The sequence below is a fragment of the Bacteroidales bacterium MB20-C3-3 genome, from assembly GCA_035609245.1.
Taxonomy (GTDB): domain Bacteria; phylum Bacteroidota; class Bacteroidia; order Bacteroidales; family UBA932; genus Bact-08.
Window position 1 is genome coordinate 403195 of the sequence record CP141202.1, and the last position, 25415, is coordinate 428609.

The window sequence follows — 25415 nt, forward strand, 5'->3', positions numbered from 1 at the left end:
CGGCACTTTCTTTTTGGAGGTGCCGTTTTATTCTTTCACATAACGTGCCGCGTATTGGCGATGGGCGGGATTTTTAGCACTGAACTTTAATCGAAGAACAGAAGTTGAATTTTGCACTTCCGTTGATACGAAGCCGTTCAGCCCGCCTATTGCCAATACGATGTTGTACGACGTAGTTATGTTTTGGGTTTTAGTCCAGCTAAATATTTTCGTATGTCATTTTCTAATTTATCCGGGTATTTGTACTCTAATTTTTTTGACAATTCAGTTCCTATTTCTGAAACTAAATCAGTCATTGAAAATAGAGCAGTCCAATTTTCCTTTATATCGCTCCCTGAAAATGTTTGTTCTGTTTTAGCCCACATTTCCTGGTTAAGATACTTTTTGAAAAGCCGTCCATATTTATTGGTCGTTATGTTCCAATTGTGTTCACTTGCAATGTGCCATTCAATTAAAGGAATTAAATATTCTGTGCGAATAACGGTTTCCGACATAAATTTCGCATAGAATATTTCATCTCTCACAAGACACTTTGCCACGTAAGTTGTGTCCCACCAAAAATCGTTTATTAGATTTTGAAACTCTTTTTCAGACGGTTTTTTGATAATGGAAATTTGATAAGTTGGTTTCAGCATTTGCTTTGTAATACCATCTTTATCAATTAAAATTTTATAACCAATATCCCAATCTTCTGGTAATTCTTTCTCTTGCGTTTCCTTTATAAATTTTGATTTGCTGTAAAGTTTAAAATCTACTTTCACACCGTCTTCATAAAGTAGCATTTTCATTGCGTGTTTATGGTTAAAACAACTTTCGTCTTCTTCAATCATAGCAATTGGATTTCCGAATTTAAGCGTCCAGCTTTTGTCTGAAATGTAATTTGTATTATCCTCAAAAACAAATTCAATGTCTAAATCACTAAATTCGTCAACAAGTGCTAAAGGATTTACAAGTGAACTTGTCAGAAGAAGAACTCTTACATCTTCGTTTTTCTCCGACCATTCTATAATTGTTCTTAACTTTTCTTCTCTGACTTTCATTTTGTTTGGTTCGGTTTTACTATGTCGTACAACGGTTCTCAGCTATACGCAGGCAGGGATTTTAACCACTGAACTTCCTACGAAGAACTGAACTTTAAATTTACCACTTAACTGTCCTACGAAGCACGAAACCCCTGCTTGCGTATAGGTGATGTTATGCGGTCGGTTTTCATTTTCTCTTCTTTCTCGTTAATTTGTCAAGCAAAGTTACTAAATTTGCAGTCAAGCAATTTCAATTTTTGAATTATGTATTTCAGCAGACCTTGGACTTCTATCTAAGTGATAGGCAGTCCTGAAAATTCCAATCTCTTTTAGGTCAAGACAATTAGTCTATGGGTTTCGTGTACCGACTTTTTTGTAAAGGCGTTACGTTGTCATAGTTGCTCTGTCGGGTAATACTGTCTATTCACTTCTCCACGATTTGAATTCAAGTATTCACCTGTAAGAAGTTACTAATGACAAAAAAGAAATTGCCCGTTCGTTTTACGGGTCAGCACTTTACTATTGATAAAGTGCTAATAAAAGATGCAATAAGACAAGCAAATATAAGTAATCAGGATACGGTTTTAGATATTGGGGCAGGCAAGGGGTTTCTTACTGTTCATTTATTAAAAATCGCCAACAATGTTGTTGCTATTGAAAACGACACAGCTTTGGTTGAACATTTACGAAAATTATTTTCTGATGCCCGAAATGTTCAAGTTGTCGGTTGTGATTTTAGGAATTTTGCAGTTCCGAAATTTCCTTTCAAAGTGGTGTCAAATATTCCTTATGGCATTACTTCCGATATTTTCAAAATCCTGATGTTTGAGAGTCTTGGAAATTTTCTGGGAGGTTCCATTGTCCTTCAGTTAGAACCTACACAAAAGTTATTTTCGAGGAAGCTTTACAATCCATATACCGTTTTCTATCATACTTTTTTTGATTTGAAACTTGTCTATGAGGTAGGTCCTGAAAGTTTCTTTCCACCGCCAACTGTCAAATCAGCCCTGTTAAACATTAAAAGAAAACAGTTATTTTTTGATTTTAAGTTTAAAGCCAAATACTTAGCATTTATTTCCTGTCTGTTAGAGAAACCTGATTTATCTGTAAAAACAGCTTTAAAGTCGATTTTCAGGAAAAGTCAGGTCAGGTCAATTTCGGAAAAATTCGGTTTAAACCTTAATGCTCAAATTGTTTGTTTGTCTCCAAGTCAATGGGTAAACTGTTTTTTGGAAATGCTGGAAGTTGTCCCTGAAAAATTTCATCCTTCGTAGTTCAAAGTCGGGTGGTTGTCAAGATGATTTTTCTGGTTTGGTGTCGTCTTTTAAGCTGCCGCATAACGAAAAATGGTAGCCGTAGTTGCCGGATTTACAGCACTTTCGTATCAATTTAGCACTTCGGTTCGTTAAAAGCACCAAAGTATCAAGTTGGCACGAAAGCCGGCAATTATCGGCTACCATATGTTAGTGGCATTTATCATTTCATTATATTCATTTGCTTTAACGCATTTTTTGTTACATTAATTCTCGATGAAATAAAATCATCAACATTCAATCCGTCTGTCGGAATTACATTTGTTGCAAAAAAATAAACATTAGATTTTGTTTCAACATAACCAACAAACCAACCATTATATTTTTCTTCTATCGAACTTAATCCAGTCTTACCGCTTAAAATGTAATTTTCAGTTCGCTCAATTTCCATAATATTTTTGACAATCTTTATTGTCCTATCAGAAATTGGAAATTTTGAAAAATAGAATTTCCTTAAAAAGTCGATTTGTTGTTTTTGAGATATTTTTGAATTTCCTTCAAGCCAAAAATTGTCAATCGTTAAACTGTCAAAAATCATATTTTTATACTCAAATTTTTCTAAATATTCTTTCATTTTAATTGTTCCGATTTTCCTTGCAATTTCCTGATAGCAAGGAACACAGGAAATTCTAAAAGCATCTTTAAATGATAAATCTTTTTCCCAAATATCCATTTTTCTCTGCTCGCCATTCCATTTTAAAATAGTTGTATCATTTTCAATAATGCCTAATTCAACAGCAATTATAGAATTTGGAATTTTGAATGTTGATGCAGGTAATTTTCCGTTTTTAGCCCAATCAAAGTCATTTGAGTAAAAAGTATTCTTGTCGTTATCATAAATTAGAATTGAACCATTTACTTGAAAACTATCTAAAATTTTGTCAAAATCAGAAATTTCTGTTTCAATTATGTTTTTATTCGTTGTTGTGTTACAGCAAACAAATAAAAATATCATTGAAATAAAAACTACAAATAAAATATTTTTCATTTATTGTCTAATTATCGTTTGTTTTTGTTGCCACTAACGGGAAACGCATTGGCGAAGTGGCGGATAAATTGGACAAAAAGTTCAATTTAGCAGTGACGTAGCCGATGTGTTTCCACAGAAGCTAAATTATTAAAAAAAGCTGAATGTGGAACACATTCGGCGGAATAAAATGCACAAAAGTTGAGTTTGGCACTTAACCCGCCATTTTGCCAATGCGATGTTATATGCCGTATTTTTTGATAAGATAATTTAAGTCAGCTTCGTTTAAAATTCTAATGTTTGCTTTTTTTGATTGGTTTAAGTCGTTTATTTTTTGGATTTTTGACCAACCACAATCTTCACCTGCAAAAACAAAATCTACTTTACCTGTTATTCCTGATTTTATTTGTCCACCAATTTTCATTAGAAAAGTTTTTATTTCTTCTCTTTCTATTGAAAAGTTGCCCGTAATAACTATTCCTTTTCCTATTAAATCAATGTTTTCAAGTTCGTTTTGAGTTATTTGATAATTTGATAAATGCTCTTCATTTTCTTCTAAAACATCTTCACTTGGTTGATTGAAATAATTATTATTTGTTTTAGGCTGGTCATCAATTTTTCTTATTAGTTCTTGATAACTTGGATACTTGTCAGTCAATTCGCCAAATATTAAAGCACAAAGTTTTGCATCGAATTCTGGGTCGTGATGATTTGTTACTTCTAAGTCCAAACTCTCTGCTAAATCTTTTATTTTTTTAGGCATCCCAAGTTTATCTGCAAATAACATTGTGTCAATATAACTTATGACATATGGTTTTAAATTATAATGTTCATATAGATTTTTCTGATTATCCGTTTATGCACCTGTTATATTCGCAATTACTAGTCTGTCAAAGAGTTTGTCTCCAAAATACCGTCTGTTTAATTTGTAAATAAACTCGTTGAGATACAACTGTAAGTATTTCCTTTTGATTTTATGGTAGTTGCCCAGCAATGTCCGTTTTGCATTACTGATTGCGATATGCACCCATTTGAGTGTTTCCTTGGTGGTTTTGGCGTCTGATTTCTCGGTGACGTGCAATTCCACCAGATCGGAGATGTCAACGTAAGAAGTGCTTTTGTCCGAAAATACGATGGCATCATCCTCCATGCAGTCCCTGACCACGCCGTTGATTCCTTCACTTTGATGGCTATCCAGTACCCTGGCCTTGAAATAACGCACATGCTTCTCCTTTTTGCCCGTTTCGATATCTTCCAACGGGGTGCTTTCGGCCATCACCGCAACGTTCTGCTTTCCCTCGGCTCCCCGGCCACGTGTACCCTTGCCTCGCTCGATTTCCTTACTGGCCACCGAAAAGTAACCCTCATCCAGTTCTATCATCCCTTCCAGTGTATACCTTGCATCCCGGTTGCCCATCGCCCTGCGGAGTTTGTGTACCATCGCCCATACCGGTTCGTAACGCTTCAATCCTAATTGCTTCTGGAGTTCGTTGGTGGAGAATCCCTTTTTTGTGCAACTCATCAGGAACATCGTTTTGTACCACACCAGAAACGGCAGCTTGGAGCTCTCCATGTTCGTACCGCTGCGCAACGAGGTGCGGAAACGGCAACCTTTGCATTCATAACTCCATTTACCCTGTAACCAATAATGGGAAGTGCCCCCGCATCGCTTGCAGACAACCCCTTCCTTATCACGCTGCTCCTTGAAATGCAAACGACAATCTTCCTCCGAACCGAAATGAGCCGTAAAACTGAATATGTTCATAATCCCTGCTTTTTGAGCGCTAATATACTAAAAATATTAGGTGTGTTTGCGGAGAATCAGATAAACAAAAGATGTAAGTGAATATCCTGCGGGGAATCTGGCTTTACTATACAGATTTACCAATTTTGAATTACCAGGAGATGTTTCAAATAAAAGAGCTGGCCCTTTAACTCCTCTTGCCTCAATGTTTATTATAAATCCAACATCTGACAAAAAATCGCCTCTTTTTGCAACGGCCATTTTTATTCCTTCAAGATTAGTCTCCTCTGCATCAGTAAAGAGGATCTTTACTCCCTGTGACCAATCATCTCTGTACTTAACAACACCTTTAGCCAACTCCAAAATGACTCCCAAGCCATATCCGTCATCAGCCGCTCCCTTTGAATAATGGGTTTTCCCATTTATGATATTCGCATGTCTGGAATCCAAATGAGCCATCAAGAGAACATATGTTGGTTCCTCGCCGGAAACTGAGTACAGCGGAGGTAATGATGCATAAATATTTCCTATAGAATCATAGTATTCAACTTCAACATCAAAGCCAATCTCTCTGAGCCTCTCTGCGAGAAATGAGCGAACTCTCTCCCTCTCCGCAGGGTGCTCTGAAGAGTGAGGCTCTTTACTTATAATTTTAATATCATCTGAGACTCTTTTTGCTGAGAAGCCGGATGATGATTGTGAATCGGGAACGGGTAGGATAAAATTACTTATTGAGAAATACGAAGTGATTAACAACAATAGCGTTATCCAGACAATCCGTTTATTACTTACCATTACCCTAGATTATATTTATTGTAGATATTTTTACCCTCTGGAGTATAAGCAAAGTTAATCTCCTCTCTGTATCTCTCTTCTACTTTTCCTCTGACCATCTTCATTGTTGAGTTAATCATCCTGTTATTTTCACTAAAAGGTTCAGATGTCAAAATAAAAGTAGATGGCAGCCATCTCTCAGGAAACATACCTGAGTATACCCCCTTTCCTTTATATTTTTCTATCTCATCCCATACGGCCTTAACAAGCTCTTTTCCCAAGAGTCCCGTGCTTCTATCGGCAGTAATTATTGCTATTGTATAAGGCGACTGATTGTTGTACAACATTACCTGTTGAATGATTCTTGATTGAGAAACCAGCATCTCCTCTATCTCCTCAGGAGCGTACTTCTCTCCATCAGAGCCAATAAGTAGGCTTTTGAACCTCCCCTTTACATAAAGGAATCCTTCAGGAGTCATATAACCCATATCACCGGTGTAGAGCCACCCATCCTTTATAGTTTCAGCTGTAGCTTTTGGATTTTTCCAATAGCCTGCCATTACATTTTCTCCTTTGACAACCATCTCACCCGGCACACCCATTGGAAGTTCTTTACCATCATTATCAACAATCTTAATGTCAAGTGGTTTTACCAATATTCCTGAAGAACCCAGCTTGTGTTTATGATCAGTATTTGTAGAAATTACAGGTGTAGCTTCAGAGAGACCATAACCCTGGTACATAGGTATTCCTATTGCATAGTAAAACCTCTGAAGTTCTTTATCTAACAATGCACCACCTCCAACAAAAAAATCGAGCTCTCCCCCCATTGCAAGTCTTACTTTTGAAAAGAGAATTCTATCAAAAAGGGCTTTAATTGGATAAAGAAGAATTTTAAAACCCTTCCCTCTGTCCCATCCCTCTCCATTATAGGAGTATGCAATCTTAAGGGCAAATTGATAAAGATTCCAGCTGAACTTTCCCTTTATTTTAACAGAGTTCTCTATGTTTTTTCTGAAACTTTTTGCCAATGCAGGTACTGAAAGAATAAGATTAGGCTTCACCTCCTTAATGTTAAGAGGAATATTTTTTAATGTCTCCATTGCACTCTTACCCTGCTGAACCGTAGCAACAATTGCACCGCTGGCTATCATTATATAAAAGCCGACAACATGAGCAAAACAATGATCCAGAGGAAGAATTATGAAATTTTTGTAACCAACAGGAATTGTCATGCAAGTCAAAGATTGCTCAACATTTGCAGTATAATTCCTGTGAGTAAGAACAACTCCTTTAGGATCAGCGGTTGTACCAGAAGTATAAGTAATAGTAGCAATATCATTGTTTTGAAGGCTTTTCCCAATTTCCAGAAAACTGGTATAATTATCTTCAAGATATTTTTTTCCAACTTCAAAGATATATTCAGAACTAAGTTCACCAATCTGAAGTTCACCTTCCGGTTCAAAAACAATAATATGCCTTAACATAGGCAACTTATCCTTTATTGCTCTGATTTTTGACAACTGCCTTTCAGTTACCATAAGCAATACAACATCTGCGTGGATGAGGCGAAATGACAAATCAGAGCTCTCCTCCAGCTTAACCGAGAGTGGAACATTAATACCACCAGCATAAAAAATTGCCAGTTCACCAATAATCCACATATTGCAACCTTCTGCAAGTATTGAAGCATTTTCTCCCTTTGAATAGCCCAGTGAACAAAGGCCTGCACCAAATTGTTGTGCTAGCAACTTGGTCTTTGAATAGGAAGTTGGACGAAATTCTCCATCCCTTTTTTCAAGAAGAAATGTTTTTTCTGAAAACTTGGCAACAGATTCTTCAAACAGATCCAGGAGAGTTCTTTTGGGAACTGAGTTAACTTCATTTTTCATAGCGGTGTATTTTTTATTACAAATTTAAAATTTAATGTCTAAGATTTGCTCTCCATATTTAAAGATATTGTCTGGCAAAGGAATCAACTGGTATTTTGCTTTGTCGCCAGATCTGATTGCAAGAGCAAAAAATGAGGACAGACTAATTTTCCTGCACATAGGATATCTTAGCAATGTAAGAGTTAGAGAGGAGTCTAAGAGGCTCTTTTCTGATCCGGAAGTAATTAACACTCTGAATAACAATTTTATATGTATTGCCGAAGATAAAGATGATAATCCAGAGTCATTCCTTGTTGCACTTGATATGCTTCTTATGAATCAGGATTATTCTTACGGACCTATAAATCTCTTTATTATGCCTGACAGAAGGCCTATCCTGTGCTCATCAGAAACTGACCCCGAACAATTTCTCAATGTAGCCAATAAAATTCTTAACGCAAAATCTACCCGGAGGGATTTGCTGGATAAGCTTGCTGATGAATTATCACACAGGACAAGATTATCAGGAGTTGTAACAAATATTGGGGAGAGAGAAAACAACGAGGCTGAGACACTTCACAAATATGTTAATAATTGGTATAATACAATCTTTCATTCTGATTTTACAAAGAATCTTAAACCATATACACCTAATCCCGGTAGTCTCTTTACCATAGTTGAATATTTAAGATACTTTCCTGATAAAAATATTGAAAACTCACTTATTTCTCTATTAGAATATCTTCAATTTTCCCCACTGTTTGATCCAATTGACGGAGGATTCTTCAGACAAGCTGACGACTACACGTGTGAAAATCCACTTTTTGAAAAGAATCTGGAAGATAACAGTCAATATTTGATACTCTACTCAAGTGCCTGGAATTTATTTGGCAAAGAATCATTCAGAGAGACAACTTACCATATTTCACATTTTATAAACAGAGAGCTCTCTTCTCCGGCAGGTGGTTATTATAGCAATACAACTATAACAGATAATATTCACGACGCTGTCTACTTTTCTTCATCTATAAATGAACTTAGAATACTATTTCCATCGAGATATCAGGAGATATCGCTTGCATTGGGGCTGGATACCAGAGAAGAGGGCAATAAGCAACAGCTGCCAATCAGAAATCAGGACACCTTTAGCATTTTAAAACACGATGAATTAGAAACACTTAGAGCCAGAAGAAAAGAGCATCGAGGATATTTAAAAGACACCAGGGTTATTACTTCTTATAATTCTCAATTAATAAAAGCCTTAACAATTTCATACAACTTTACCGGTGATGAATATATGTTAGAGGAGGCATCTGCTCTGTTTGATTACTTACTAAATCATAATATCAACTCAAAAGGCAGGTTATTAAGATATACATGCTGTTCTAATGGATGCCGGTTTGGATTTCTCTCTGATTACGCATATTTTATTGAATCATCTATCTCTTTATTTATCAGCACAGGAAAATCAGAGTATAAAAAGATAGCTGTTAATTACATGGATTTTGTAATAGACAATTTTTACAAACCTGAAAATGGCATGTTCAGTAAATCTGAAAAGGGATCGGAAGTACCTGTTGTGCCATTCAAAAGAGAGTCAAATATTGATCTGATAAAACCATCAGCCAATTCAATAATGGCAGGAAATATGGTTGAAATGTACAAGATTACAAAAGATGAGAGATATATTCAAATTGCCAGTCAGCAAATTGGCAATATTATACCATCACTCGGATTTTCAGGACCATTACTTTCCAGCTGGGCTCACAAAATAATGCTGTTTGCGCTACTTCCTAAATAAAATTGAACTGTCTCCATAGCTTAAGAATCTAAAACCATTATTTAAAGCATAGTTATATATATCCATCCACCTATCACCAACAAAGGCAGCAATTAAAAGCAAAAGTGTACTTCTTGGCTGATGAAAATTTGTTATAAGCACATTAATAATTTTAAAAGTGTAACCAGGGACAATAATAATACTTGTTCTGGAGCTGAATTGATCAATGGATCTGCTCTCCATCCAATCAGCAAGAGCATTAATGGCTTCTAATGAGGATAATGCGTATTCCCGCACATAGGGCTCCCACTGATCAACCTCAGAAGGATATGCTCCCTCATAACACTTTACACCTATATAATACAGACTCTCTAATGTCCGTGCTGATGTTGTACCCACAGATACAATTGATTTACCAGCCATTCCGGATGCCAGTTCTCTTAAGAATTTCAACGAAACAGAGAAGGGCTCTGAATGCATAGGATGATCTTTAATTGAATCGCTTTTTACCGGTTTAAAAGTACCTGCCCCCACATGCAGAGAAAGTTCACCTCGAACAACACCTTTAAAATCCAACTTATTCAATACACTATCAGTGAAATGCAACCCAGCGGTAGGTGCAGCTACAGAACCTCTGTAGCGAGCATATACAGTTTGATATCTTTCAGTATCACTCTCCTCGGTTTCTCTGTTCAGATATGGAGGTATTGGGACTTTTCCGCACAATTCCAATAAATGGGCAAATGAGAGGCCACCCTCCCACAAGAACCTGATTATTGAAGTCTCACCGTTATTAGACTCTCTTATAGCAGTAAATTTATAATCTTCAAGTTCCGGATGGCCGGTTGAGTCAAATAATATAACCCCGGACTTCCATTTTTTACTGTTACCAATGACACATTTCCATGTACATTGAGAAGTAGATTCAAATGAAGTGGTATAATCCGATGGGATTTCCGGTTCAATACAAAAGATTTCAATATGAGCACCGCTATCTTTCCGGAAAAAAAGTCTTGCAGGGACAACTTTTGTGTTGTTAAATATCATCAGAGAATTCTCAGGAACAAACTCTGCGAGATTTGAAAATTTATCATCTGAGACAACATTGTCTTTAAATATTAAAATTTTGGAATCATCTCTTGAGGGTAAGGGATATTTTGCAATTTTTTCTTCAGGTAGATTATAAGAAAAATCATCAATCTTAATTTCAGGCTCCACAATCAATTATTTTTTGCAAAGCTATATAATTATAGGTTTAAAGAAAAATGATCGGTTTTTGAATAATTGTTTACAAATGTGATTCACTTATCTAAACCAGCACAGAGACATTTGTAGATGCGCTAAATAGAATGTTGATTACATCCGTAATTATACATAAAGATCGAATATAGATGTTATTTATGAACCCTTTTCAATCATCTTTATAATTTGATTATCTGCACTTTATGCTTTTTATTTAAAGCTATATATAGCTATTTGTCACTTAAAACCAATAATTTCTTTATACAATCAATACCTATAATCATTTATCAGTCTTATTTGCTTTATATCCAAGCTTTTATAACGATTTTCTAAACTATATATTTAATTACTTAAGAATTATATAAAAATTTCTTAATTAATTGAATTAAAGTTGTATACACAAATAATAATAAATCAAGATTACATTTGTATAATTCGAATAATTAACTTATGTAAACAATATTTATATTACATTTGTAATTACTGAAGTTTACATTTATGAAAAGTCGTTTACAGCAATTTTTAGAGGTAGAGCAGCTCTCTCCGGCTAAACTGGCAGACATTATCGGCACTCAACGATCTGGCCTCTCTCACATATTATCAGGGAGAAATAAACCAGGTTTCGATTTTATTCAGAAGCTTCTTTTAAAGTTCCCTGCCCTTAATGCAGAATGGCTTATTACAGGAAAAGGAAAAATGTACAAAGAGAGTACTGAACGACCTCAACCAGACAAATCAACATTTAAAAGCAATCAAAGACCTGCTGATGAAGAACTCATATGTTCAGATAATGAGGATTTTACAGGTGATTTTCCGGAATATGAACTCACTGAGAATTCCGTAAATGATAAAATTCAGGAGATTCCCCGCGAAAAAAAGAATCTCAAAAGGATATTGCTGATTTATTCTGATAACACTTTTCAAGAGATAAGGCCTGCTAAAGTTGGTTTCTAGGTTTTATAATTTATATCTTTGTGCAAACAAAAAAATGATGTTCCGGTTACTAATCAAACCTCTTCTTTTTTCATTTACACCAGAAACAGCGCACAACATAGTTGCTAAATTGCTTCTGTTGCTTTCATACATTCCATTGTCAAAATATATAGTAAGAGCACTCTTTCATTTCTCCTCTCCCGCACTTGAGAGAGAGGTTATGGGTATAAAATTCCCTAATCCTGTAGGATTAGCAGCTGGATTTGACAAGAATGCAGAACTGTACAATCCTCTTTCTGATTTCGGATTTGGGTTTATTGAAATTGGATCAGTGACTCCTGTAGAACAACCCGGCAATTCAAAACCCCGAATTTTCAGGCTGGTAGATGATAAAGCTCTGATTAACCGCATGGGGATTAACAATAAAGGGGTAAAACATACCGTATCCAGATTAAAACAGATTAAGCCGAGGGTCATTATTGGAGGTAATATTAGCAAAAGTACAGCAAGCACTAATGATCAGGCGGCTCTTGATTACGAAAAGAGTTTTGCTCAACTATACGACTTTGTAGATTATTTTGTTGTTAATGTATCTTGTCCAAATGTAAAGGGATTAACCAAACTTCAAGATATAACTTCTTTATCAGAGATAGTGGACAGACTGACTCTTTTAAGAAAGTACTACGATGATTACAGACCTATATTACTAAAAGTATCTCCTGATCTATCAGAAGAGCAACTTGACGAAATTATTGAACTTATTTTGGTGTCGGGGTTGGACGGAATAGTTGCAACTAATACGACAATTTCAAGAGATAATCTTATTACAGAGAGAGCCAAAGTTGAGGTAGTTGGAGAGGGAGGTTTAAGTGGGGCCCCTATTTTTAACAGAAGCCTTGAGATGGTAAGATATATTAGTAAAAAAACCGGAGGTCAATTACCAATTATTGGGGTGGGTGGAATTATTACCCCTCACCAGGCAAAAATGATGCTGGATGCCGGTGCAAGTCTGGTCCAAATATATACTGGCTTTATATATAATGGTCCTGGTTTTGTCCGTCGAATATTAAGATACCTTAATAAACAAGAGCCAAAATGCTGACAGCCTCGATATTAACAATTGGAGACGAAATTTTAATTGGTCAAATTGTAGATTCAAATAAATCCTATATATCAGGGTTACTCAATTTAATTGGAGTAAAGGTAATAAGTCATCAATCAACCGGAGATGATGAGTTTACCATTGAAAGCTCAATTGTTAAGTTACTTAAAGAGAGTGATATCATTATAGTTACAGGAGGTTTGGGCCCCACTAAAGATGATATAACAAAAAAGGTTTTGGGAAAAATTTCCGGGAGCAATGATTTTAAGCTTGATAAAAAGCAACTTGAAATTATAAAGGCGATATGTTTGAAGAGGGGAATAGAACTCTCTTCATTAAATAAAGATCAGGCTCTTGTTCCTGAGAAGTGTACTGTGCTTGAAAACACACAGGGAACTGCTCCCGGGATGATGTTTGAGATAAATGGAAGACTTTTGTTTTCATTGCCAGGAGTGCCATATGAGATGCAATATCTTATGAAAGAGGTGCTTAATAAGATAAGTAGTTTACGCCAAACTGAAACAATATTTCATAAAACTATAAACACATTTGGAATTCCTGAATCAGAGCTTGCTACAAAAATATCAGCCTGGGAGGATTCACTGCCTTTCAACTATAAACTTGCCTATTTACCCAACCCTGCCAGAGGGGTCAAACTTAGACTCTCAGTGTATCAGGGTGTGGATAATAGTACGCCTGATAAAGTAAAACAGTTGTTTACACAGCTATATTCAATTATTGGTGATTCAATATATGGAGAAGAGGAGGAGACTTTAGAATCTGTCGTTTTTCAATCGCTGACCAAAAGAGGTGAAACATTGTCAATAGCAGAATCTTGTACAGGTGGTGAAATATCATCAATATTTACCACTTTACCAGGAGTCTCATCTGTTTTCAAGGGCGGAGTAGTTGCATACGATAATAAAGCAAAGATCAATATTCTGGGCGTATCTAAATCAATAATAGAGGAGTCGGGAGCAGTGAGTGAAGAGTGTGTAGTTGCTATGGCAGAGGGAGCTAAGAGATTATTTGGCACTGACTGGGCAATTGCAACTTCAGGAATTGCAGGTCCCAGTGGTGGTTCAGAAGAAAAACCTGTTGGCACATTATGGGTAGCAATATCGGGCCCGGGAATTACGACAACTAATAAAGCTATATTTTCAGGCGACAGAGAGCGAAATATTATCAGATTTTCGTCTGCCTCAATCAATTTACTGAGAAAGGCATTACAAAATTTATAAAAGCTTAATTTCCTTATTAAATTTGACTATAACATATTTGTTTGTTAATAACCTTAAAAAAAACTATCTAGTTATTTTATCTTATTATGAAGTATTTAATATTAATAATTTCGATATTTATGAGTTTTTCCTGTGCAAACAATAAGGCATATAATGATGCTGAAAAAATATGTAAAGATGTTGATTCATTGTTTAGTTCTCAATATCCTTCAAACGAACCGGGGGTCTCGGTTTTAATTATGAAAGAGGATTCTGTTATTTTCTCTCAAGGATACGGTATAGCTGATTTATCCACCGGGTTAACAATTGATGATAATACATTCTTTAACATCGCCTCCGTCTCCAAGCAATTCTCTGCTGTAGCAATTATGATGCTTGCAGAGGAGGGAAAACTATCTCTTGATGATAATCTAAAAAAATGGTTTCCGGATTTTCAGGCAGATTTTTTTAATGATATTAAGTTAAGCCATTTGCTTTCACATACATCAGGAATTCCTGATTCCAGGGATAGGAGTAACCGAGAATTTGTAACAAAAGCAACAGATGTGGAATCATATAGCTATATAGCAAAACTTGATTCATTAAACTTTAAACCAGGATCAAAATACGAATATATGAATCCCACATTTCAATTAATGTATTCTATTATTGAAATGGCCTCCGGAATACCGTTTGAAACATTTATGAAAGAGCGTATTTTTAATCCTTCCGGAATGGAGGAGACTCTATACTTTGAAGAGGGCCGGTTTATTCCCAGAATGGCTCATGGATATTTGCAAAATGGTGATACAAAAGTTTTTGAGGAATTTGATTATGGAGAGGAGAGTTTCTTTGCTACAAAGGCCGACGGTGGTATTTATACATCAGTCCGAGAATTCATCAATTGGGAAAAAGTTCTGCGTAAAAACATCCTTATAAGTGAGAAAATGACCAATGATGCTCACTCACCAAAAATTAAAATTGAGGAAATTGTTGATAACTATTATGGATACGGCTGGTTTATAGAGAAAAGAGCTGACTACCCTACCAAAATCTACCACACAGGAGATAATGGCGGCTTCCAGATATACGCAGCAAGATACCCTGAAGAGAACATTCTGATTCTTATCTTTTCCAATAGAAATGACAAGAACAGAGAGGAGAATGCATACTCTATAGATCAAATACTTAAAAAGGCAGGATGGTTGTAATTCTATTATTGCTTTCTATCAATTATTGATACACCTGCCTGAGCAAGTGGCATAACAGTAACATCACTTATGTTTACATGAGGAGGGGCAGTTGCAACAAAGAGCACGACATCTGCTATATCCTTAGCAACAAGAGGTTCAAACCCCTTATAAACATTGGTTGCCTTATCAGCATCTCCTTTAAAGCGTACCATTGAAAACTCAGTTTCAACAGCACCGGGACAAACCTGAGATACTTTTATGTTATGCTTATGCAGGTCCATCATCATTCCTCTTGAAAGTGCATCGACTGCATGCTTGGTAGCGCAATAGACATTACCATTAGGATATACATCTTTGCCGGCTATTGAACCAATATTGATTATCTGTCCGGAGCCTCTCTTTATCATTAGATTGGCAACAATTTTTGAAACATATAGCAGCCCTTTTATATTTGTATCAATCATCCTCTCCCAGTCGTCAATCACACCCTGCTGAATAGAGTTCAATCCTACAGCTAGTCCTGCATTATTAACCAATAGATCAATTTCCTGCCACCTTGACGGGAGGGCTCCCAAATAGTGTTCAACCTGACTAAGCTCTCTTACATCAAAACTAAGTGGCAATACTTTGTTTTTAAAATCATTCTCAATGTATTTGGCAACTCTTGTAAGTTGAGCTACTCTTCTTCCAGTAATAATAAGATCATACCCGGCACGAGCTAATGAAACAGCAACAGCCTCTCCTATTCCGGAAGTTGCTCCGGTTACCAACGCAATTTTACCCATATTCTATTTAATCTAATAATCTTAAGAAATTATCTCCCATTATTTTTTTAATATCTTCATCACTATATCCCCTGTTTATCAGCTCTTCAGTTAGAACAGGAAGTTTATCCACACCCTCTAACCCCTCCGGAGTCACCTCAATCCCATCGAAATCAGTCCCAATTCCCACATAATCAGCCCCAACAAGTTTAACAACATGATCAATGTGATCTGCAACCTCCTTATATGAAGGCCGTTTAAGGGCAAACATTTCCATTTTTGCCTTCTCGTAAGCATCATTGTGTTGATCAGGATTATCTTTCCATAGCTTCTCAACCTCTTCAAAGGCATCACATAATGGCCAGAATTCCTTTGCATATTCACTATTCAGGAACGGAGGATAAAAATTAATCTGGACAACTCCACCAGTAGCAGCGATATCTTTAATCATCTGATCTGTGAGATTTCTGGGATGATTAGCAATAGCCCTGCAACATGAGTGAGTTGCAACAACGGGTGATGAAGAGTATTTTATCACATCTCTAAACGAATCATCTGAAATATGAGAAACATCAATAAGCATACCCAACCTGTTCATCTCTTTTACTACCTCTATTCCAAAAGGACTAAGGCCGTTCCACCTCTTTTCCTTTGTAGCACATGAGTCGCAAATATTATTGTTTCCGGCATGTGTTAGTGTCATATATCTAACACCCATATCATAGAAAAGCCTCAGCAAACTAAGATCATCCTGTATTGGAAGCCCATTCTCCATTCCCAAAAAGACAGAGAGAACGCCGGTTTCAAAATTATCTCTTGCATCCTGAGCTTCAAGAGCAACTGCAACCTTCCCTTCACTAGCCTCGACGGCATCATATGTTCTGGCAATCATCTGCATAGCTCTTCTGGTTGCAGTATCGGCATTTATTGTATTTGGTGTATATATAGCAAAGAAGGCAGCATTGAGGCCGCCCTCTCTCATCCTAATGAAATCAAAATGTCCCTGATTAGATTTAATATTAATGTCAGCCCCCCCTAAAAGTCTGATTGGAGTATCACAGTGAGAATCAAGTACAAAGATACTTTCGTGTAAAGGTTTATTTTGCATGATATTTATGGAAATTTTCCATAAATATAGCAATTATTTTATTCTCTGAATTGAAGCTTGTGAGCTGGTTTCAATGTTTTTCATCGTTGGGTTACCCGCATATCTGAGTACAGAGCCCCCGGAAATTTCTGCAGATATAGTTCCTGTTACATTTGTTCTGATATTACTCACCCCACTAGCCTCAATCTCAACATCACGAACTATAAAATACTCAGCATCAAGCTGTGAGGCACCAGAAGCTTCAAAAGAGGCAGTTGTGGCAGAGCCTTTCAATTTTACATTGGTTGCACCTGAAATAGAGATATTAGCAATAGTTGAAGTGCCTGTGTATTCCATTTTTGATGCTCCACTTCCTCCTACCTTAATGTCTGTAGACTCATGTTCAATTGTTACAACAGAAGCTCCTGAAATATCGTATTTCACATTTTTAAACTTACCCTTAATTTCAACTTTTGATGCGCCACTAACCTGAACAGATGACTCTTCCGAGTTAATGACAAGACCATCTGCAATAACTGCTCCGCTGAAATCTCCTCTAAAAGTGGCAGGGTAAAAAGCTCCTGAGGATTTAAGTTTTGCCGCTCCTGATAAAAAAACTCTATCCAGTTGATTAATAGTGATCTGAGCTTTAATATATTTCGTATTTCTTTTTAACATAGCAGGCATAGAATCAGTATCCAAATCAAGTTTCAATATCCCGTTTTTGACACTCACATTAATATATTTGGCAATTTCCTTATTCGATGTGGTTGAAACCGAATTTAGTGATGACTTTGTAAGTGTGATATCAAAAATTCCTCCAGCTTCAATACCTGTAAAAAGGGGGACTTGATAGCTTCTGTTTATCTCCTGGCCAAGCATTAAAACTGAGACAAAAAGGGATAACAGTAATGTTAATATTTTTTTCATTTTTTTACTTTTTATTAGTTAGTTGTTTATAATTAAGATATTATGCATAATCTAGTTGTTCTATTTCCCGACTAATCCCAAAACATATTTTTCAAGCCTCTCAGCCCCATCAATCTTTTCAGTATAGTACTCCTTTAATATTTCTCTCCTCTCTCTTTTTGATATTGAATTAGGAAGTTGATCTGCAAGAGGAACTGACTCTTCATTAAGCTGCCTGAGTGTAGATTCAATATTTAGTTTTTCATAATCACCAAGATTTGAGGATAACTTCTCAATCTCCATGGTTTGTTTAGCAAGTATTTCAATATAGTACTCTCCAGAATCCAGCTTTGAAGACCTTTCAGATATAACGGCCGGCAAAGCAATCATGATAATTATTGATGATGCTACAGCCAATTTTGTCCAATAAGGCATTTTACGTAAAAGAGTCTTATTATTACCTCTGGAGATTTTGTTCATAAAACGCTCTTTGCTACCTTCAGGCAACAGATCCCTCTCGAATTCTGCTCTGTTGTGTTCAATATATTTTTTTAAGCTATCCATCTTCATCTCTCCTTTAATAATTGTTAATTCTGCCTTTTTCCAATTCTTCAATTACTCTTGCTTTTCCCCTAATAAACTGAGTTCTTACCGAAACCTCTTTTAATCCTGTTATCTGGGCAATCTCTTCGTAATCATAACCCTCAAAAAGAACCAGAGAAAGAACAAGTCTGTATCCATCTGCCAGCCTATTAATTGCCTCCTTTACCTGATTAACAGAGATTCCCTTAAATGAGTAGTCTTCATAAATATCATTATCATAACTTTGATTTCTTAACTCTTCGCTGTTCATTAAGTTATCGTTGGATTTTCTTTTTCTAAGCCTGTCAATTGATAGATTTATACACACTCTTGAAAGCCAGGAATCTCTCTCGTTTATACTATTGAATTCCTCTCTTGAAAAATATTTAAGAAGGGTATCGTGCATAACCTCTTCAGCCTCCATACTATTATTAAGTATTCTTAAGCTTATATAAAAGAGCTTTTTATGGCACTCATCATAAATCTGCTCCTCTTTGGATCTCCTGTGTTTAAAACTTTTAAAAATCTGAGTCATTTTCTCATTTTCCTATCATTTAAACGAAATCAATTTTTGATTGTTGCACGATTATAACTAATATTATTGAAAATTTACATAATGAATAATTCAATCTATAATTTTAAACTACCGGAAAATGAGCCGGTACTGGCATATCTGCCTGGCTCGCCAGAGAGAGCTGAGCTTGAATCAGAGCTTGAAAAACAGAGTAACACTAAAATTGAAATTCCATTAGTTATTGGTGGTAAAAAAGTATTTACCGGAAATACCGGAAAAGTTGTAATGCCTCACAACCATTCTCATACCCTTGCAATTTATCATAAAGCAGGAGAAAAAGAGATAAAGATGGCAATAGATGCTGCACTAGATGCTCATTCTGACTGGAATTCTCAGCACTGGACCACAAGGGCCTCAATAATGCTGAAAATTGCAGAATTGATAACCGTTAAATACAGGGCAAAACTCAATGCAGCAACTATGCTGGGCCAGAGCAAGAATATTTATCAGTCTGAGATTGATGCAGTTTGCGAAACAGCTGATTTTCTAAGATTTAATGTGTCATTTGCCTCCGAAGTATACAAAACTCAGCCCCTATCTTCTTTCAATCAGCTAAACAGGATGGAATACAGAGCACTTGAGGGGTTTGTGTTTGCCGTAAGCCCTTTTAATTTTACGTCTATAGCCTCCAATCTAAACATGGCACCAATCATGATGGGCAATACCACATTATGGAAACCGGCAACAACAGCCCTGTTATCCAACTATTATTTAATGGAAATTTTTATGGAGGCCGGGGTTCCTGCCGGAGTTATAAATTTTGTCCCGGGAAGCGGAGCTCTTATCGGCTCAACGGTAACTTCTGCCAAAGAGTTGGCTGGCATCCATTTTACAGGTTCCAACGGAACCTTCAATACACTTTGGAAGAGTGTAGCCAATAACCTGGAGCATTACAAATCATATCCAAGACTGGTTGGTGAAACAGGAGGGAAAGATTTTGTTTTTGTTCATCCAAGTGCTGATCCTGAAGAGGTTGCTGTTGGTGCATTCAGTGGTGCATTTGAATATCAGGGGCAGAAGTGTTCTGCAGCCTCAAGGATGTATGTACCTGAATCTTTATGGAATGAGGTAAAACAGAAAATGGTTGAATTAAGCAATTCAGTAAAGATTGGTGATCCAAGAGATTCGTCAAACTTTATAAATGCTGTTATTGATGAATCATCGTTTGATAATATTGTCAGCTATATAGAGTATGCAAAAAACTCAGAAAATGCAGAACTTGTTTTTGGTGGTTCATATGACAAGTCAAAAGGATACTTCATCTCTCCAACAATGTTTAAGACAAACGATCCAAATTTCAAAACTATGGAGGAGGAGATTTTTGGGCCTGTTTTAACTGCATATGTGTATAAAGATTCAGAGGTTGATAAAGCATTAGAAATGTGTGATTCAACATCTCCATACGGCCTTACAGGAGCAATATTTGGAAGAGACCGCATGGAAGTTGTAAAGGCTTGCTCAAAACTTCAGTACGCTGCAGGTAACTTTTATATAAATGACAAACCAACCGGTGCAGTTGTCGGGAAACAACCGTTTGGAGGGTCAAGAGGGTCAGGAACCAATGATAAAGCTGGTGGAGAGTTCAATTTAATAAGATGGGTTAGCCCCAGAACCGTAAAAGAGACCTTTATACCACCAAAGGATATTTTTTATGGTTATATGAAATAATCAAAACACAAACTGATCCTGTTTAGGGAAGAGCCCAAAAAGGCCTCCTGTATGAATAAAGAGGACATTGGACCCACAAGGTACTTTGCCCTCTTTTATTTCATTATAAAGCCCGTACATAGCTTTACCTGTATAAACAGGATCAAGTATTAAAGCCTCTCTTGATGCAATATGCCTGATGAATGCTAACTCTTCAGGACGACTGAGTGCATATCCAATTCCAATATATTTATCGTTTATCTCAATATCATCCTCTGTGAAAACCGATTTAAGACCGGCTATTTCTCCGGCTTCAACATTAATATTGTGTATTTTATTTGTAAAATACTCTCTGTCAGAAGCAACTGCAAAACCCAATACTCTCTTTCCAAGACTAAGTTCCTTATTAGCAGTACACAATCCTGAGTAAGTACCACCTGATCCAACAGCAACAACAACCGTGTCGAACACTGTTCCTGTAAGTTTTTCTTGTTTAGAGATCTCTGACATGGCCTCATAATAACCAAGACTACCCAATGCATTTGAAGCACCTTCAGGAATAATAAAACATTTACTGCCCCTCTCCTTAAATAGCCTCTCTCCTATTTTATTCATAATTTCATCCCTGGAATCCCTGTACTCATCGGCATTACAGAAATTAATCCCTGCACCTAAAAGCCTATCAATAAAATAATTTCCCTCAATTTTTGGATTATCTCCTGATCTTAACAAAAGCTCACACTTCAGACCAAGCATTGTAGCCGCAACAGCTGTTGCTCTGCAATGGTTTGACTGAATACCACCTGTAGTTATAAGAGTATCGTAATTGTTGTCAATTGCATGTTTCAGCAAATACTCCAGTTTTCTTATTTTATTGCCTGAGAGTTCAGATCCTGTCTGATCATCTCTTTTAATAAAAAGATTAATACCCCAATCTTCTGATAATCTTTCAAGTTTGTCTATCCTGGTAGGCAAATTGGCCAGAGAAATTTTTTGTATCATATTAAGAAATCTTATTAAGTTCGCTTGCAATCAGCTCAACCATTTCATTAAACTCCTCCTCTTCAAAGAGTCTGGTTAACATAATTATCTTTCCATCAGGAGCTACAATGATATTCCTTGTAACACCTGCATCAGGCCCGCAAAACAGAGAGAAGCGCTCTCCCTCTTTATCAAGGGTCAGTGGGTAGGTAATATTCATATCCCTGGAAAACTTTTCAGTTGTCTCTTTATCCTCTTTATAGTCTACCCCTATGAGCATAAAATTTGGATTGCCGGAGAATCTCTTCCATATCCTCTCTTCAATGTGAGGCATCTCTTTTCTGCAAACTCCACACCAACTTGCTGTAAATTGAATCATTATAATTTTCCCTTTATGTTCTGAAAGAGATTCAGTTTTACCATCTAAATATTCAATTTGAAAATCTGGGACACTATCACCCACTCCAACGATGTAGCCCCTGCTATCAGCTACTGGCTCCTGTATACTCTCAGGAGAGTTGATAACCCGGTTTTTGCAAGAAGAAATAATTGAAACTGCCAGTATTATTAAAACAAGACCTCTCTTCATAATTCTGTATTTATTGGTTATGGTTTAATGCAAATTTACTCTTTTATGATTACTTTTGCGTTCCAAAATTACAAAGATGAGAAAAATATTTTCCTTGTTTCTGGCCATAGCATTTTGCATAATATCCTTTTCAACACATGCACAAAGGCTGGACTCCAGGCTTTTTACTCCCGCAGCTGATTCTTTGCAATCTTTTTATAAAAATCAAGCTTATGTTTTAGGTAAAATTACTGTTTCAAAGGTAGTAAAGAGCGGGAACACATTAACTATTACATTCTCCTCGGCTTTATCTGAGTATCCTATGAGAGAAGAGAGCGTAGCCAAATCATATGAGATTGTAAGAGCCAGCATCCCTGAGCAATACAGGCAAATGGCTTTAATAATTGAATCTAATAGGTCTCAAATTGAGAATTTGATTCCACCATCATACAAATCATTGAGAAGAGTTGAATCTAAAAAGGATATAAGAGATCACCAAAAAGGATTACACGAATCTCCTCTTGTAAAAAAAGCATCTTCAATTGTTGAATTTCCTCACGGATTGGAGGGTAAACATATTGCTCTCTGGCAAAGTCACGGATTCTACTATGAGCAGAAATTACTTAGATGGGAGTGGCAGAGAGCAAGAATTTTTCAAACGGTGGAGGATCTTTACACACAGTCATATGTCCTTCCCTTCCTTGTCCCAATGCTAGAAAATGCAGGCGCCTATGTACTGATGCCCAGAGAGAGAGATACTCAATTAGAAGAGATAATAATTGATAATGATATACCAGGCTCCGGATACAGAGAGACAAATGGTTCAAGGAGATGGAACAATACAGATTCGATTGGATTCAACTCTCCCAAGGAGGTTTATATTTCAGGTGAAAACCCCTTCAGACTTGGAAGTGCAAGATTAGTAAGGAGCGTTGACAGTAAGGAAGAGGAGAGCAAAGCCATTTGGAGTGCACATATTGAAGAGAGCGGAGAATATGCTGTCTATGTATCCTACCAATCTCTGCCAAAAAGTACATCTGCTGCAAAATACACTGTATCACACTCTTCCGGAGAGACATCATTTATAGTTAACCAGAAAATGGGAGGTGGTACATGGATCTATCTTGGCACTTTTTATTTCAGTAAAGACAAAGAAAATCAGTTTGTATCGCTTACAAACAATACCGGGAATAATAGAGAATATATAACTGCCGATGCCGTTAAAATTGGTGGTGGCTTTGGTAATATTGCCAGAAAACCTTCAGAGGAGGGCTCTCAGCTGAATGTTAAAAGTTCTTCAACCGAACCTGTAGAGAAGATAAAAATAGATCTTGAAGTTGAACCAATAGTAAGCGGTTATCCAAGGTTTACAGAAGGAGCAAGGTATTGGCTCCAATGGGCAGGTTTTTCTGATACTATTTATTCACCAAACAAAAATGCCAATGACTATAACGATGATTATATGTCAAGAGGTAAATGGGTAAATGTTATTTCCGGAGGATCAAAAGTTAATCCGGATGAAAAAGGGTTGAAGATTCCTGTAGACTTATCATTTGCCTTCCATACGGATGCCGGCACTACCCTGAATGACTCAATTATTGGCACACTGGGTATATATACAAGGGCTTCCAACGGCTCTGATCTTCTTCCTGATGGCAGAGACAGAATAGAGGGAAGATACCTTACAGATTTGATTCAAACTCAAATTGTAGAAGATATTAAAACAAAATATGAACCCATCTGGCAACGCAGAGGTATTTGGGACAGATCATATTCGGAATCCAGATCTCCACAGGTTCCTTCAATGCTGCTTGAACTTCTCTCTCATCAAAATCTTGCAGATATGAGATATGGTTTGGATCCTGAGTTTCGTTTCACTGTTTCTCGTGCTATTTACAAAGGAATGTTAAAGTATTTAGCTACCTCACAAGGTAGAGAGTATGCAGTTCAGCCTCTGCCAATAAAAGATTTTTCAGTTTCGCTCCATAGTGATGTTGCTCTGCTAAGGTGGAAAGGTGTTGAAGATCCTTTGGAGATTACTGCAAAACCTGAAAAATATATCGTATACACAAGAAAAGGAGATAATGGATTTGACTCAGGAAGAGTAGTAGAGGGGAACTCTCTTGCTCTTGATGTTGAAAAGGGAGTATTGTATTCATTTAAAGTAACAGCAGTGAACGGCGGAGGAGAGAGTTTTCCTTCTGAAATCCTTTCACTCTACAATGCAAAGCAATCAAGAGGAACATTACTAATAGTAAATGGTTTTAACAGAGTATCTGCTCCGGCAAGCTTTGCAACACCTGATACAACTATGGGTGGTTTTATGGATTGGGATGACAATGGAGTTCCCTATAAAAAAGATATATCATTTATCGGAAGTCAGTACGAATTCAGGAGAGAAATTCCATGGATGGATGATGACTCTCCCGGATTTGGTGCATCATATGCAGATTATGAGACCAGAGTGATTGCTGGAAATACTTTTGATTACCCTTCTCTTCATGGAAGATTGTTTGCAAATCAAGGGTATAGTTTTGTTTCAGCAAGCCGGGAGTCTGTAGAGACCGGTAGTGTGGACTTAAAAGCCTATCCGATAGTGGACTTTATAATGGGTAAGCAGAGACAATACAGAATGGGAAGAGGACACGGAGATGTTAAATTTAAAGTATTCACACCAGGTATTATCAAAGCTATTGAAGAGTACTCAAAAGCTGGCGGAAATATTCTTATAAGCGGATCTTATATTGCTACTGATGTTTGGGATAGTATTGAAACTGACGACACAACTAAAAACTTTGTGAAAAATGTGTTAAAATATGAATGGAGGACAAATAAAGCCAGTAAAACAGGATATGTAAAAGCAGTCCAAAGTCCTTATAAATTTGGCGGAGAGTTCTCGTTTCACACAATTCCCAATGAGTACTCTTACACTTCTGAATCACCGGATGGAATTGAACCCTCAGGAGAGGGAGCATGGACAATATTCAGATATAAGGATAATAACATCTCTGCAGGTGTTGCATATAAAGGGAGCTATAAAGTAGTATCTTTTGGCTTTCCTGTAGAAACTATCAAGAATAAAACAGAGATGGAAGAGCTGGTTAAATCTGTTCTATTATTCTTTAATGAGGATAAATAATAA

General features: G+C 36.6%; 22 protein-coding genes. 8 read left to right on the top strand and 14 right to left on the bottom strand.

The genetic code is table 11. The features are described from left to right. Positions 1-176: 176 nt before the first annotated feature. Positions 177-1040, bottom strand: a complete 864-nt coding sequence (locus U5907_01735) for an aminoglycoside 6-adenylyltransferase AadS (protein ID WRQ33379.1) — start codon at positions 1038-1040, stop codon at positions 177-179. 455 nt (positions 1041-1495) lie between these two features. Between U5907_01735 and erm(F) the strand changes: the two genes are divergently transcribed. After that, positions 1496-2296, top strand: a complete 801-nt coding sequence (gene erm(F) / locus U5907_01740) for a 23S rRNA (adenine(2058)-N(6))-methyltransferase Erm(F) (GenBank protein ID WRQ33380.1) — start codon at positions 1496-1498, stop codon at positions 2294-2296. Positions 2297-2498: 202 nt separating this feature from the next. On the opposite strand, the gene U5907_01745 is transcribed toward erm(F), so the two are convergent. From U5907_01745 to U5907_01765, 5 genes are all read right to left on the bottom strand, one after another. Beyond that, positions 2499-3323, bottom strand: a complete 825-nt coding sequence (locus U5907_01745) for a class D beta-lactamase OXA-347 (protein WRQ33381.1) — start codon at positions 3321-3323, stop codon at positions 2499-2501. 220 nt (positions 3324-3543) lie between these two features. Continuing rightward, on the bottom strand, positions 3544-4089 hold the full coding sequence (locus U5907_01750; GenBank protein WRQ33382.1) for a BRCT domain-containing protein: 546 nt from the start codon (positions 4087-4089) through the stop codon (positions 3544-3546). Positions 4090-4158: 69 nt separating this feature from the next. Further along, positions 4159-5067: an IS1595-like element ISBbi1 family transposase gene (locus U5907_01755; protein WRQ33383.1), complete on the bottom strand. Its 909-nt coding sequence runs from the start codon at positions 5065-5067 to the stop codon at positions 4159-4161. 36 nt (positions 5068-5103) lie between these two features. Continuing rightward, positions 5104-5841 (bottom strand): M28 family peptidase, encoded by a 738-nt coding sequence (locus U5907_01760; protein ID WRQ33384.1) that lies wholly within the window; start codon positions 5839-5841, stop codon positions 5104-5106. Continuing rightward, entirely contained in the window at positions 5841-7712 is a 1872-nt protein-coding gene (locus U5907_01765) for an AMP-binding protein (GenBank protein ID WRQ33385.1), read from the bottom strand. The genes U5907_01760 and U5907_01765 overlap by 1 nt, the downstream gene beginning before the upstream one ends. A 34-nt stretch (positions 7713-7746) precedes the next feature. Between U5907_01765 and U5907_01770 the strand changes: the two genes are divergently transcribed. Further along, entirely contained in the window at positions 7747-9492 is a 1746-nt protein-coding gene (locus U5907_01770; GenBank protein ID WRQ33386.1) for a DUF255 domain-containing protein, read from the top strand. On the opposite strand, the gene U5907_01775 is transcribed toward U5907_01770, so the two are convergent. Then, positions 9478-10689 (bottom strand): S-adenosylmethionine:tRNA ribosyltransferase-isomerase, encoded by a 1212-nt coding sequence (locus U5907_01775; protein WRQ33387.1) that lies wholly within the window; start codon positions 10687-10689, stop codon positions 9478-9480. The two genes, U5907_01770 and U5907_01775, sit on opposite strands and share 15 nt — an antisense overlap. Before the next feature lie 522 nt (positions 10690-11211). Between U5907_01775 and U5907_01780 the strand changes: the two genes are divergently transcribed. From U5907_01780 to U5907_01795, 4 genes are all read left to right on the top strand, one after another. Further along, the gene (locus U5907_01780) at positions 11212-11667 is read left to right on the top strand and encodes a helix-turn-helix transcriptional regulator (GenBank protein WRQ33388.1); all 456 of its coding nucleotides are present in this window, start codon (positions 11212-11214) and stop codon (positions 11665-11667) included. A gap of 37 nt (positions 11668-11704) precedes the next feature. Then, entirely contained in the window at positions 11705-12748 is a 1044-nt protein-coding gene (locus tag U5907_01785; GenBank protein ID WRQ33389.1) for a quinone-dependent dihydroorotate dehydrogenase, read from the top strand. Then, positions 12742-13989 (top strand): CinA family nicotinamide mononucleotide deamidase-related protein, encoded by a 1248-nt coding sequence (locus U5907_01790; protein WRQ33390.1) that lies wholly within the window; start codon positions 12742-12744, stop codon positions 13987-13989. Before U5907_01785 ends, U5907_01790 begins: the two co-directional genes overlap by 7 nt. Positions 13990-14108: 119 nt before the next feature. After that, entirely contained in the window at positions 14109-15179 is a 1071-nt protein-coding gene (locus tag U5907_01795; protein ID WRQ33391.1) for a serine hydrolase domain-containing protein, read from the top strand. 5 nt (positions 15180-15184) lie between these two features. On the opposite strand, the gene U5907_01800 is transcribed toward U5907_01795, so the two are convergent. From U5907_01800 to U5907_01820, 5 genes are read right to left on the bottom strand one after another with little or no spacing between them, the layout of a single operon-like run. Then, positions 15185-15946: an SDR family NAD(P)-dependent oxidoreductase gene (locus tag U5907_01800; protein ID WRQ33392.1), complete on the bottom strand. Its 762-nt coding sequence runs from the start codon at positions 15944-15946 to the stop codon at positions 15185-15187. Between the two features lie 7 nt (positions 15947-15953). After that, a complete protein-coding gene (locus U5907_01805) occupies positions 15954-17033 on the bottom strand; it encodes a dipeptidase (GenBank protein WRQ33393.1) in 1080 nt (359 codons plus the stop codon). Positions 17034-17066: 33 nt separating this feature from the next. After that, the gene (locus tag U5907_01810; protein WRQ33394.1) at positions 17067-17942 is read right to left on the bottom strand and encodes a DUF2807 domain-containing protein; all 876 of its coding nucleotides are present in this window, start codon (positions 17940-17942) and stop codon (positions 17067-17069) included. A 60-nt stretch (positions 17943-18002) separates the two neighbouring features. Continuing rightward, on the bottom strand, positions 18003-18536 hold the full coding sequence (locus tag U5907_01815; GenBank protein ID WRQ33395.1) for a hypothetical protein: 534 nt from the start codon (positions 18534-18536) through the stop codon (positions 18003-18005). Next, positions 18499-19038 (bottom strand): RNA polymerase sigma factor, encoded by a 540-nt coding sequence (locus tag U5907_01820; GenBank protein WRQ33396.1) that lies wholly within the window; start codon positions 19036-19038, stop codon positions 18499-18501. The genes U5907_01815 and U5907_01820 overlap by 38 nt, the downstream gene beginning before the upstream one ends. A gap of 81 nt (positions 19039-19119) precedes the next feature. On the opposite strand from U5907_01820, the gene pruA reads away from it, so the two are divergent. Further along, positions 19120-20745, top strand: a complete 1626-nt coding sequence (gene pruA, locus U5907_01825) for an L-glutamate gamma-semialdehyde dehydrogenase (GenBank protein WRQ33397.1) — start codon at positions 19120-19122, stop codon at positions 20743-20745. Here pruA and U5907_01830 read toward each other — a convergent pair whose 3' ends face one another. Together U5907_01830 and U5907_01835 are read right to left on the bottom strand one after the other, a co-directional pair. Next, entirely contained in the window at positions 20746-21726 is a 981-nt protein-coding gene (locus tag U5907_01830; protein ID WRQ33398.1) for a D-cysteine desulfhydrase family protein, read from the bottom strand. Position 21727: 1 nt separating this feature from the next. Next, positions 21728-22294: a TlpA disulfide reductase family protein gene (locus U5907_01835; GenBank protein ID WRQ33399.1), complete on the bottom strand. Its 567-nt coding sequence runs from the start codon at positions 22292-22294 to the stop codon at positions 21728-21730. A 76-nt stretch (positions 22295-22370) separates the two neighbouring features. Between U5907_01835 and U5907_01840 the strand changes: the two genes are divergently transcribed. Next, on the top strand, positions 22371-25412 hold the full coding sequence (locus U5907_01840) for a xanthan lyase (protein ID WRQ33400.1): 3042 nt from the start codon (positions 22371-22373) through the stop codon (positions 25410-25412). Positions 25413-25415: the final 3 nt, after the last annotated feature.

Bases quoted from the DNA above. Each gene is read 5' to 3' on its own strand.
- U5907_01735 (WRQ33379.1), bottom strand. From the start codon at position 1,040: ATGAAAGTCAGAGAAGAAAAGTTAAGAACAATTATAGAATGGTCGGAG.
- U5907_01745 (WRQ33381.1), bottom strand. From the start codon at position 3,323: ATGAAAAATATTTTATTTGTAGTTTTTATTTCAATGATATTTTTATTT.
- U5907_01750 (WRQ33382.1), bottom strand. From the start codon at position 4,089: ATGTTATTTGCAGATAAACTTGGGATGCCTAAAAAAATAAAAGATTTA.
- U5907_01755 (WRQ33383.1), bottom strand. From the start codon at position 5,067: ATGAACATATTCAGTTTTACGGCTCATTTCGGTTCGGAGGAAGATTGT.
- U5907_01760 (WRQ33384.1), bottom strand. From the start codon at position 5,841: ATGGTAAGTAATAAACGGATTGTCTGGATAACGCTATTGTTGTTAATC.
- U5907_01765 (WRQ33385.1), bottom strand. From the start codon at position 7,712: ATGAAAAATGAAGTTAACTCAGTTCCCAAAAGAACTCTCCTGGATCTG.
- U5907_01770 (WRQ33386.1), top strand. From the start codon at position 7,747: ATGTCTAAGATTTGCTCTCCATATTTAAAGATATTGTCTGGCAAAGGA.
- U5907_01780 (WRQ33388.1), top strand. From the start codon at position 11,212: ATGAAAAGTCGTTTACAGCAATTTTTAGAGGTAGAGCAGCTCTCTCCG.
- U5907_01785 (WRQ33389.1), top strand. From the start codon at position 11,705: ATGTTCCGGTTACTAATCAAACCTCTTCTTTTTTCATTTACACCAGAA.
- U5907_01790 (WRQ33390.1), top strand. From the start codon at position 12,742: ATGCTGACAGCCTCGATATTAACAATTGGAGACGAAATTTTAATTGGT.
- U5907_01795 (WRQ33391.1), top strand. From the start codon at position 14,109: ATGAGTTTTTCCTGTGCAAACAATAAGGCATATAATGATGCTGAAAAA.
- U5907_01800 (WRQ33392.1), bottom strand. From the start codon at position 15,946: ATGGGTAAAATTGCGTTGGTAACCGGAGCAACTTCCGGAATAGGAGAG.
- U5907_01805 (WRQ33393.1), bottom strand. From the start codon at position 17,033: ATGCAAAATAAACCTTTACACGAAAGTATCTTTGTACTTGATTCTCAC.
- U5907_01810 (WRQ33394.1), bottom strand. From the start codon at position 17,942: ATGAAAAAAATATTAACATTACTGTTATCCCTTTTTGTCTCAGTTTTA.
- U5907_01820 (WRQ33396.1), bottom strand. From the start codon at position 19,038: ATGACTCAGATTTTTAAAAGTTTTAAACACAGGAGATCCAAAGAGGAG.
- pruA (WRQ33397.1), top strand. From the start codon at position 19,120: ATGAATAATTCAATCTATAATTTTAAACTACCGGAAAATGAGCCGGTA.
- U5907_01830 (WRQ33398.1), bottom strand. From the start codon at position 21,726: ATGATACAAAAAATTTCTCTGGCCAATTTGCCTACCAGGATAGACAAA.
- U5907_01835 (WRQ33399.1), bottom strand. From the start codon at position 22,294: ATGAAGAGAGGTCTTGTTTTAATAATACTGGCAGTTTCAATTATTTCT.
- U5907_01840 (WRQ33400.1), top strand. From the start codon at position 22,371: ATGAGAAAAATATTTTCCTTGTTTCTGGCCATAGCATTTTGCATAATA.